The organism is Spirillospora sp. NPDC049652 (assembly GCF_040675125.1).
Classification (GTDB): Bacteria; Actinomycetota; Actinomycetes; order Streptosporangiales; family Streptosporangiaceae; genus Spirillospora.
The window spans coordinates 1-1,631 of the sequence record NZ_JBFAOF010001289.1 but is presented as its reverse complement, the minus strand read 5'-3'; the positions used below and the strand labels follow the sequence as shown (position 1 = coordinate 1,631).

Genomic DNA, 1,631 nt, shown 5'->3' with positions numbered 1-1,631 from the left:
ACGCTCTTCCGATCTCCGCCCCTCCGGGGTGACCAGCATGAACTCGCGGTCGTGCGGCAGCCCGGCAGGGGTCAGCTCCGCGGTGGACAGTGCCGTGCCGCCGGCGCTCTTGAGCGGATGCACGTTGAGTCCGGCCAGCACGGCGTCCATACGCGGCTCCTCGTTACTTCAGGGCTTCCAGGCGGTCGAACATCGGGGCCAGCCGCTCCACGAACCGCTCGGGACGGCACACCTCGTCCAGGCGCGCCTCGTCCAGCGTGAGCCCGGCCTCGGCGGCGTGCGTCCGCAGCGTCTCGCGGAACGGGACGCCGGTCTGCCACGTCTCCATCGCGGCCTTCTGCACGAGCGGGTACGCCTCGTCGTCCCGCGACATCCCCGCCTCGACCAGTTCGAGCAGGACGGTCGAGGTGTAGATGAGGCCGCCGGTCGAGTCGAGGTTGGCGCGCATCCTCTCGGCGTCCACGACCAGCCCCGACATCAGCCGGTTGGTCAGGTTCAGCATGTAGTCGAGCGCGGTGGCGGCGTCCGGCAGCGCGATCCGCTCGGTGGACGAGTGCGAGATGTCGCGCTCGTGCCAGAGCGGGATGCCCTCCATCACCGGCACGACCTGGGCGCGGACGATCCGCGCCATGCCCGCCAGCCGCTCCGACATGATCGGGTTCTTCTTGTGGGGCATGGCCGAGGAGCCCTTCTGCCCCTTGCCGAACGGCTCCCACAGCTCCCGGACCTCGGTGCGCTGCCCGTGCCGGACCTCCAGCGCGATGGCCTCCAGCACCGTCGCCATGATCGCCAGGGCGGACGTCCACTCGGAGATCCCGTCGCGGATGACCACCTGCGTGGACACGTCGGCGGGCGCCAGGCCGAGCTTGGCCGCGACGGCGCGCTCGATCGCCGGGTCGATGTTGGAGTAGGTGCCGACCGCGCCGGAGATCGCCATCACGCCGACCGCCTCGCGGGCGCGGCGCAGCCGGTCGCGGGACCGGGCCGCGGCGAACGCGAAGTCGGCGACGCGGTGCCCCCAGACGTCCGGCTCGCCGTGGATGCCGTGCGTCCGGCCGACGCGCAGGGTGGCCCGGTGCGCCAGGGCGTGGTCGCGCAGGGTCGCCACGAGCGTGTCGGCCTTGGCGAGCAGGATGTCGGTGGCCTCGACGAGCTGGAGCGCGAGCGCGGTGTCCAGCAGGTCGGACGAGGTCATGCCGAAGTGGACGTACCGGGCGGCCTCGCGCGGTTCGGTGTTGTCGGCCCACGCGGACAGGAAGGCGATCACGTCGTGCTGCGTGACCGCCTCGATCGCGTGCACGGCGTCGGGCGTCGGCGGTGCGGCCTTGCGGATCGGCTCCACCACCTCCGCCGGGATCGTCCCGGCCTCGGCGTGCGCCTCGACCACGAGGGTCTCGACCCTGCACCAGAGCTCGTACTTGTGCGCGTCGCTCCAGACGCGCCCCATCTCGGGGAGGGTGTAGCGTTCGATCACCCCGCCATTCTGGCAGCTCGCGCCCTGTGCCCAGGGCCGCGCCCCATCGTTCGGGGGGCGCAGGGCATGACCCGCGCTAGCTTTCGACCGGCTGCCCGGCGGCCGGTTCGGTCCGGCGGGCGCGGGCCGTGTGCTCGGCGAGCTGGGCCGCGACGAG

2 protein-coding genes are annotated in these 1,631 nt (G+C 72.6%); both read right to left on the bottom strand.

Features of this window, described 5'->3' with window-relative positions; all coding sequences use genetic code 11:
- Nucleotides 1-150 (bottom strand): MOSC N-terminal beta barrel domain-containing protein (locus AB0J52_RS39510; protein WP_500188241.1); only part of this gene is annotated, 150 nt, incomplete at its 3' end.
- Nucleotides 151-163: 13 nt separating this feature from the next.
- Complete coding sequence (purB, locus tag AB0J52_RS39505; protein ID WP_500188240.1) at nt 164-1,474, bottom strand: adenylosuccinate lyase; 1,311 nt, start codon at nt 1,472-1,474, stop codon at nt 164-166.
- Between the last annotated feature and the right edge of the window lie 157 nt (nt 1,475-1,631).